We start from the raw sequence: 7803 nt of genomic DNA, 5'->3' as shown, positions 1-7803 counted from the left end.
CTGGGACCGCTGGGCCGGCCCGCCCGCCGGCTGGGACCGCTGGGCCGGCCCGCCCGCCGGCTGGGACCGCTGGGCCGGCCCGCCCGCCGGCTGGGACCGCTGGGCCGGCCCGCCCGCCGGCTGGGACCGCTGGGCCGGCCCGCCCGCCGGCTGGGACGCGGCCGCCGCCGGGCGGCTGCTCACCGAACGCGTGCTGACCGCCGACCGCCTACCTGTCAAGGCGATGCTCACCGCTGGAACACTGCTGCCGAAGCAGCGCACCGGCTGTGCCGACATCAACAAGTACTACCTGCGTACCGGCCCCAACTACCTGCGGTCCGATCGGTGAGCGGGGTCCGATGGTGAGCGCGGCCCGGGCCGGCCGCGTCGTGGCAAGGAGCTGTCGATGACCGCCGCTGTGTCCCGGCCCACCGCCGACGTCGCCAGCACGCACACGCTGCTCGGCTGTGTCGCCCGGGAGATCGCCGGTCCGGACCGGCAGACCACGCTGGCCGACGGTCACGCCGTGGTACGGCTGCCGCGCAGTGCCGTACTGCTGCGCTGCGCGGTGGCCCGGGTCTCCGAGGTGGGTGCGCACCGCTACGAGGGCCCGGTGCAGCGGTTCTCCGGCGGCGTCTGGTCACCGGTCGACGCGGCCGGGCTCGCCACCCTGGTCGCCGACGAGCTGGCCCTGCGCACCGGGGTCCGCAACGACGAGTTCACCGGCCAGGTGGTGGCGAGCCGGGACGCGCTGGACCGGGTACTCCGGCTGCGCCCGCCGGCCGATCCGGACCCGACCGGCGACCCGGTCGTCGACTCCTACGTGGACTCTGAACAGTCGCTTGTGCACGGTCATCCCCGACACCCGGCCCCGAAGTGGCGCAGCGGCGACGTCGAGGCGTGGAACGCGTACGCCCCGGAGCTGCGTACCAGCCTGCGGCTGCGCTGGATCGCCGTACCGGAGGGACTGCTCGGCTCGGAGGGACCGTTCGACGAGCTGATCGAGGTACTCGATCCGCCCCGAGCGCCGGCCGGGCACGCCGTGCTGCCGGTGCACCCGTGGCAGTACGAGCTCTCCGGCCCGCTCGACTCCCGGCTGCGCGACCTCGGGACCGCCGGTGCCGTACTGCGCCCGACCGCCAGCGTGCGTACCCTCTACGCGCCCCGGGGCGACCTGTTCGTCAAGACCAGCCTGCACGTCCGGATCACCAACTGCGTGCGGAAGAATGCCCGATACGAGTTGACCGGCGCGGTGGCGCTCACCCGGCTCCTCGCCGAGCTGCCGCTGCCGGCCGGGGTGGCGCTGCTGCCCGAGCCGGCGTACCGGACGGTGGAGTTGCCGGAGCTGGACGAGACGTACGGGGTGATCCTGCGCGGCGGGTTACGTCCGCACCTGGCCGAGGGCGAGACGCCCCTGCTCGCCGCTGCCTTGGCCGCCGCACCGCTGGCGGTGGCGGATCCGGTCGGCTGGTGGGAGGCGTACGTCCGGCTGCTCGTTCCGGCCGTGCTGGAACTCTGGGGGCGGCACGGAGTGGTGCACGAGGCACACCTGCAGAACGTGGTGGTGGTGCTGGACGCCGAGCGGTGGCCGGTGCGGATGTTGCTGCGCGACCTGGAGGGCGTCAAGCTCGACACCGAACGCCGGGCCGACTGGCTCGCCCGGCTGCCGGCCCCGATCGGGTACGACCCGGAGCAGGCGTTCAACCGGGTCAGCTACTGCCTCTTCGTCAACCATCTGGTGGAGCTGGCCGGGGCGCTGGCCGACGCGCACCCCGGGGTCGAGGCGCGGCTCTGGGCGACGCTGCGCGAGGTGGTCCGCGAGACGTCGGCCCGGCTCGGTGATCCGCCCCGGCTGCGGGCGCTGCTGGCCGGCGTACCGCTGCCGGTCAAGGCCAACCTGCTGGTGCGCTGGCAGCGGGCCGCCGACCGGCACGCCGACTACCTGCCCTTTCCCAACCCGCTCGGCGGGGACCGCTGGTGAGCGCGAGCCGATCTCGTCAGAGGCCGAGGGCGCCGATGGCGGCGGGCAGGGTGGGCGCGGTGGCGAGTTGGCGTACGTCGTGGTGTTCGCGGAGCCAGATCTGGCAGGTGACGCTGTCGTAGTGGGCGGCGACGGGTTGGCCGGGGTGGTGGCGGGCGAGCCGGCGCAGTGGGGGTATCGGGTCGTCGACGGCGATCGGGGTGGGGTTCTGGGGTACCGGGATCGGCTGGTCGGGGTTGGTGGGGATGTTGTTGGCGATGGCGAGTTCGAGGTAGTCCAGGCAGAACGTGGTCGCGGCTTCCGGGCTGGCGTGGGTGGGTGGGTTGGCGGGGGCGGGTGGCCGGTCGGGGCGGTTGATGGTGACGTCCCAGCTCTCGCCTTGGGTGTAGCGCGGGTCGCCGGCATTGTGGATGTGGTCGGTGAGGGTGATCGTGATCGTCAGGTGTAGTCCGAGGACGAGCCGGACCAGGTCGGCCAGGGGTGGCACGTCGGGCCGCCGGGCGAGGAGGAAGAGTCGGGCGCCGGGCCGGCCCCGGGCGGCCCAGCGCAGGTATTCGGTGAGTGGGTCGGCGTCGGGGCGGTCCAGGGTGACGATGCCGTCCCGGAGGCCGTGGTCGAGACTGCCGCCGCCGTCGAGTTCGACCAGGTCTTCCGGGCGTACGCCGAAGTGGTCGGCCCAGCCGGCGAGCCGAAACTGGTCGGGGAGTTGGTGTAGCGGTTTGCCGCCGGGGTGGTTCGCGATGTGTGGTGCCGGGACGTGTTGGCCGGCCCGCCAGTGTTCCTCTCCCGCCGGCCCGGCCGGCCCGTCGCCCTCTCCGGTGGGATCGTCCCGCCAGGTGTGTTCGCCGGTCTGCCAGCCGGTCGGCCCGGTCCGCCAACCCAGCTGGACAACCCGGCTGGCAAGGTCGGTGATGGTGACGGTCACCTCGGAATGGAGGCGGTGGCTGCCCCAGCAGGTGTAGCAGCGTAGCAGGGAGGGGCTGCGGCCGGAGCCGGCGCAACGCGGGCAGTCCGGATCGATGCGGTTGGTGCCGAGCCGGCAGTCGCAGGCGCGGAGCCGACTGTGTGGGTCGCAGTCGGGGCAGTCGACGTACCCGATGGGCGGGCCCTGCCACGACGGTGCCGGCGGCTGCCATCCGCGCCGCAGGCTCGGCGTCCGCCGGCAGTGGATCTGGCCGGTGGTCCATTCGGTGAGGGTTTCGGTGGTGCCGTCGATGCGGAGGGCGGTGTGCCACCAGCGGCCGTCTCGCCAGACGGCCTGCGCTCCGGGGTGCGGGTTGCCGGTGGCCAGGTCGGTGCAGTCGGCGAGGATCCGCCGTTCGAGCTGATCCAGGTCGACCGTGGGCCGAGCATCCGGTGGTGGATGCCGGATGGCCGGTTGATATGCGGGGACGGTCCGACCCCGTTCCTCCAGGCCGTAGAACGCGTCCAGGTCGGTCGTGGTGGTGATCGCGGTGGTCAGGTCGTCGGCATAGCCGTACGTCTCGGCCGGGACCGGCCCGCCCGGCATCTCGAACCGGATCGCCCACGTCAGAGCATCGGTGGCGACCATGCGGCGGGCCTCGACCACCAGATCCAGACAGAGCAGATCCGCCAACCGGCACCACCGGCCCAAGCTCGCGGCGGGGTCCCGGGCTGGGACGACGGTGGTGTGGCCGAGGTAGAGCCGCCACCCGTCGAGGCTCTCCCCCGCGATAGCCTCCGCCTCCAACGCCCTGCGGGTCGACGCCGGCTGCTCCGGCCGCCACGCGCGAGGCAGCAGGACAAGCGGCCCGTCCGGGTCACCCGGGGCGCGGACGTCTCTCCACGAACCGGCACCGACCAGGACGGCCAGCTCCTGCAGCAGCGGGGCGAGTGGCAGATGCCAGCTCCCACCGCCGTCACCGTCCCATGGGACGGGTTCGACAACGCCGGGTACCACGTTCGCCGACGCGACCGCCCCGGTGTCCAGGTTCGCCATCGTCAGCACCAGTTGCGCCCGCCGCCGGCCGGTCTGCCGACAGTCGTGACACGGCCGGGCCAGGGTGCCGACCCCCTGACAGTCCCGACAGTCGCGGTACGCCTCCCCGACCGGCCGGTCCTGAACGGTGACGAGGAACCGGTCGCCGCCGTAGGTGCACCGACACGGGTCAAGGGTGAACGCGAGACCGTCACACGAGCGGCACACCACCACCGGCACCCCGCCCATCAACGCCCCGCCAGTTCCCGCACCGACGGCACCTGCCGGGACTGCCACCGCCGCAACGCGTCCTTGATCCGCGCATTCTGCTCCCGCACCCGAGCCACCTCGGCGTACGCCCTGGCCAGATCACCGGCCACCTGATCGAGAAACGCGGTCACCTCGTCCGGGTCGACACCCCGTCGCCCGAAACCGACCCGGGTGAACCGACGCAGCCGCACCTGCGACGGCCACAACGGCCGGTGCCCCGACGCCCAGTACGCCGCCGGCCGGTACGCCGACCCAAGCCGCCGCGCCGACACCCTCTCCCGCACCAACAACCACCGCGACAGAACACCCACAGATCTCACCAACCCTTCGACGACAGCGGCAGTTGGACAGGCGACCCCGGCCCGAATCCCCGGGCACGCTCACCCCGGGCCGGGACCACCGCCGCCCACCAGCGCAGCCACGAGGGGACCTACGCCGGCGAGCGTGACTCAGAAGCCGGGACGGACAACCCGTACGAGCTGGCCGTCCCGGGCAGAAGGTGATCACAAAGTGCTACCTAGGGATCACCCGGACACAACATATCGCGGTAAGCGCGAGAAGTACAAGTGGTTGAACCTGGCGACCTTGCGTGATCGAATCGACGTGCTACCTAGGGAGATACGCACACATGGTCACGCCGAACTACCAGCGTGTCGCCGACGACCTGCGCGAACAGATCAAGTCTGGAGCGCTCGGCCCGGGCGATCAGCTGCCCTCGATCAGGCAGCTCCAGACCAGGTACGGCGTCGGCAACAACGCGGTCCACATGGCGATCGTCATTCTGAAGTCCGAAGGTCTCGTCTATGGACACCAGGGCAAGGGCGTCTTCGTGACCGACTCAAAGTAGGCGGTTGCCACGACTCGACGGCAGGGAGGCAATCCGCAGGGCTGCGCCCTTCGACCCTCCCGGATAGTGTTCGGTCGATCACCCAAGTGACAGGTCCAGCGTCGCCCACCCTTCCGGCCATGTCCACCACCACACGCACACAGGCCACCGAGCAGGGTGAAGCTTCAAGGGCTCGCGAAGGCCGACATCGAATGAGGTGCGATGAACATCGGGGATGTGAAGGTCACAGTTCGAAGAGGAGTCCAGGCGATCGGCGCGGGGCGACGCACAATCGAAACGGTCGCGGCCGACACCGCCGACGCGACGAGCCGCGCCGGCTACACCGTCTACGACAGCAGGCACCCAGAAGTCGAGAAGGCGATGGCCTCCCTGCGGGAGGCTGCCCGCGAGGTGGAACTAACGACCCGCCGCATCGACGCGAGCGTCGAGGAGGCCAACGAGTTCCTGCGGGCGCTGGGGTGAGCAGCGTCGGCGATGTGGTCGCCCAGCTCCGCGAGGTGATCGAGCGCCTGGACAGGACTGCCATGGCCGCGAAACGTGCGCAGACAGACCTGACGACTGGACACTCGTCCCTGACCGACGCGGGACGAGGAAGCGACCACCCGAAGCTTCGCCTGGCAGTCTCCGAAAGCGAGACGGCCGGAGCAAAGGCCGGCAAGATCGCCCGCTTGTTAGCCGAGAGCGCCGGCCACTTCGCGACCTACATCAACATAATCGCACCCGGAGCTGCGCCGGCAAGAGAGCAGGCCACCGACTCCACACCACCGGGTGAAGAAATCGTTCGGGATGCGGCCGAACGCGCTTCCATCTTCCGCAAGGCGTCGAGAGCGACGACTCACAACGCCGAGCAGGTCGGCGACTACGCCAAGAAGTTCGCTGACTTCATCGACGCGGCTCGTCCGAGAGGGGCGACATCGCAGGTTCAGCGCTCCGAGCCGCCGCTCGCCACATCCCCGCCTCCCTCACATGGCGAGACCGCGCAGGCACTGGTGGTGACCAGCGCCGTACTGATAGCGGGCGCATTGCATCTCATGGACAAGTTCAGGCAGAAGCGGAAGGAAAACCGTGACCGACCGAAGGGCACACCTCGAACTCATTCGCCTCATGGCGAAGGGTGACGCAGATAGCTATCGCCGACACTGTGCAGAACTTGACGCCGAAGGATGGGACGGATTCGGCGAGGTAGTCGGCGCCGCCTTCTTCATCGCAGCTGACCGCGCCTTTGCCTCGAACGTCTCGACCGGCGAAGTGATTCGCTTTGTTGCCGACGCTAGAGCTGAGATTCAGGACACAGGTTTCGATCTCGACCCAAAGGCTGCGGAAACGCTGATACTTGCCGCCAAGACAGGTAAGGCAGACGCGCTCGAACAGCTCGATCAGCAAACGATCATCGAAAACGAAATGCTGCTCCTCTGGAAGTTCCTAGGAGATCTCGAAGACGAGGAGCTTAACGGGTTTCTGCGTGATGTCGACACGCTTGCCGAGCAATGGAGCAAGGAGTGACCAAGGGCAACTACCGAGAGGGCACCCAGACCCGGTGAGCGCGAGGAGCAAGCCGGGGTCTGCGAGTCCCGCAGCGCGTACGAAAGGTCACCAGGTGACGGGGCACGCCAAGCCGAGCTACTGGTACGACCTGGCCGGGCTGGACGCTTCGGCGGCGGCGATCCGGGCCGCGCTGCCGCGCGGGGTCGAGCTGCTGTACGCGATGAAGGCGAACCCGGACCCGGGCATCCTGCGTACCCTGGCGCCGCACGTCGACGGCTTCGAGGCGGCCAGCGGCGGCGAGCTGCGGCACCTGGCCGAGGTCTTCCCGGGCACTCCCCCGGCGGCGTTCGGCGGACCGGGCAAGACCGATGCGGAACTGGTGGCCGGGCTGGCCGCCGGGGTACGCCGGTTCCACGTCGAGTCCCCGACCGAGCTGCGCCGGCTCGCCCGGCTGGCCGTGGCCCGGGGTACGGTCGCCGACGTCCTGCTCCGGGTCAACCTGCCGGTGCCGGTCGGCGAGGCGGTGCTGGTGATGGGCGGCCGGTCGAGCCCGTTCGGGATGTCACCGGAGGACGCGCGGGCCTGTGCCCGGCTCGACCTGCCGGGGATCCGGATCCGGGGCGTGCACGCTCACCTCGGCAGTGGGCTCGGCGCGCCCGCCGGCGCCGAGGTGGCCCGGACGGTCGTCGAGTGGGCGGTGGCCGAACTCGACGCCCGGGAGGTGAACGTCGGCGGCGGCATGGCGGTCGACTACGCCGACCCGGCGGCCCGGTTCGACTGGCCGGCGTACGGCCCCGCGCTGGCCGGGCTGCTCGCCGCGCATCCCGGCCGGACGTTGCGGATCGAGCCGGGCCGCGCCATGACCGTCTACTGCGGACGGTATCGGGTCCGGGTGCTGGACGTGAAGCGCTCCGGTGCCGAGTGGTTCGTGGTGGTGACCGGCGGCACGCACCAGATCCGTACCCCGGCGGCGAAGGGGCACTCGCAGCCGTTCACCGTGCTGCCCCGGCCGGAGTGGGACTATCCGTTCCCCCGGCCGGTCACCGGGGCCGGCCCGGTGACGATCGTCGGGCAGCTCTGCACCCCGAAGGACGTGCTGGCCCGGGTGCCGGACGCGGCCGAGCTGCCTCCGCCGGGCCGGATCGCGGCCGGCGACACGATCGTCTTCGGCATGGCCGGCGCGTACGCCTGGAACATCAGTCACCGGGACTTCCTGATGCACGATCCGCCCGAGTTCCGGACCGGAGTGCCAACCGACTGACCCCGAGCCCACACCCCCCGCCCCGCCCCGAGACCACAACC

Annotated in this window: 8 protein-coding genes and 1 pseudogene; 7 read left to right on the top strand and 2 right to left on the bottom strand. The window is 71.0% G+C overall.

The genetic code is table 11. From position 1 onward, the window contains the following. A pseudogene (locus tag ABNF97_RS33540) lies at positions 1 to 328 on the top strand (hypothetical protein); the annotation flags it as partial. 57 nt (positions 329 to 385) lie between these two features. Next, entirely contained in the window at positions 386 to 1960 is a 1575-nt protein-coding gene (locus tag ABNF97_RS33535) for an IucA/IucC family protein (protein ID WP_349341013.1), read from the top strand. A 16-nt stretch (positions 1961 to 1976) separates the two neighbouring features. Here ABNF97_RS33535 and ABNF97_RS33530 read toward each other — a convergent pair whose 3' ends face one another. Together ABNF97_RS33530 and ABNF97_RS33525 are read right to left on the bottom strand one after the other, a co-directional pair. Beyond that, complete coding sequence (locus tag ABNF97_RS33530; protein ID WP_349341012.1) at positions 1977 to 4196, bottom strand: hypothetical protein; 2220 nt, start codon at positions 4194 to 4196, stop codon at positions 1977 to 1979. Next, positions 4148 to 4453 carry a DivIVA domain-containing protein gene (locus ABNF97_RS33525; protein WP_502930587.1) on the bottom strand — a complete coding sequence of 102 codons (306 nt, stop codon included), beginning with the start codon at positions 4451 to 4453 and terminating at the stop codon, positions 4148 to 4150. The genes ABNF97_RS33530 and ABNF97_RS33525 overlap by 49 nt, the downstream gene beginning before the upstream one ends. A 344-nt stretch (positions 4454 to 4797) precedes the next feature. Here ABNF97_RS33525 and ABNF97_RS33520 point away from each other — a divergent pair, with 344 nt between their 5' ends. The 5 genes from ABNF97_RS33520 to ABNF97_RS33500 all read left to right on the top strand — a co-directional run bounded on the left by ABNF97_RS33520 (position 4798) and on the right by ABNF97_RS33500 (position 7762). Continuing rightward, positions 4798 to 5016, top strand: a complete 219-nt coding sequence (locus ABNF97_RS33520) for a winged helix-turn-helix domain-containing protein (RefSeq protein WP_349341011.1) — start codon at positions 4798 to 4800, stop codon at positions 5014 to 5016. A 201-nt stretch (positions 5017 to 5217) separates the two neighbouring features. Next, on the top strand, positions 5218 to 5478 hold the full coding sequence (locus ABNF97_RS33515; RefSeq protein ID WP_349341010.1) for a hypothetical protein: 261 nt from the start codon (positions 5218 to 5220) through the stop codon (positions 5476 to 5478). After that, the gene (locus ABNF97_RS33510) at positions 5475 to 6134 is read left to right on the top strand and encodes a hypothetical protein (RefSeq protein ID WP_349341009.1); all 660 of its coding nucleotides are present in this window, start codon (positions 5475 to 5477) and stop codon (positions 6132 to 6134) included. Before ABNF97_RS33515 ends, ABNF97_RS33510 begins: the two co-directional genes overlap by 4 nt. Further along, on the top strand, positions 6121 to 6519 hold the full coding sequence (locus ABNF97_RS33505; RefSeq protein WP_349341008.1) for a hypothetical protein: 399 nt from the start codon (positions 6121 to 6123) through the stop codon (positions 6517 to 6519). Before ABNF97_RS33510 ends, ABNF97_RS33505 begins: the two co-directional genes overlap by 14 nt. A gap of 94 nt (positions 6520 to 6613) precedes the next feature. Further along, positions 6614 to 7762 carry an alanine racemase gene (locus ABNF97_RS33500; RefSeq protein ID WP_349341007.1) on the top strand — a complete coding sequence of 383 codons (1149 nt, stop codon included), beginning with the start codon at positions 6614 to 6616 and terminating at the stop codon, positions 7760 to 7762. Positions 7763 to 7803: the final 41 nt, after the last annotated feature.

The sequence above is a fragment of the Plantactinospora sp. B6F1 genome (assembly GCF_040120695.1).
In the GTDB taxonomy this organism is placed as follows: domain Bacteria; phylum Actinomycetota; class Actinomycetes; order Mycobacteriales; family Micromonosporaceae; genus Plantactinospora.
Note: the sequence above shows the minus strand (reverse complement) of the source record. Positions and strands in the feature narration are given on the sequence as shown.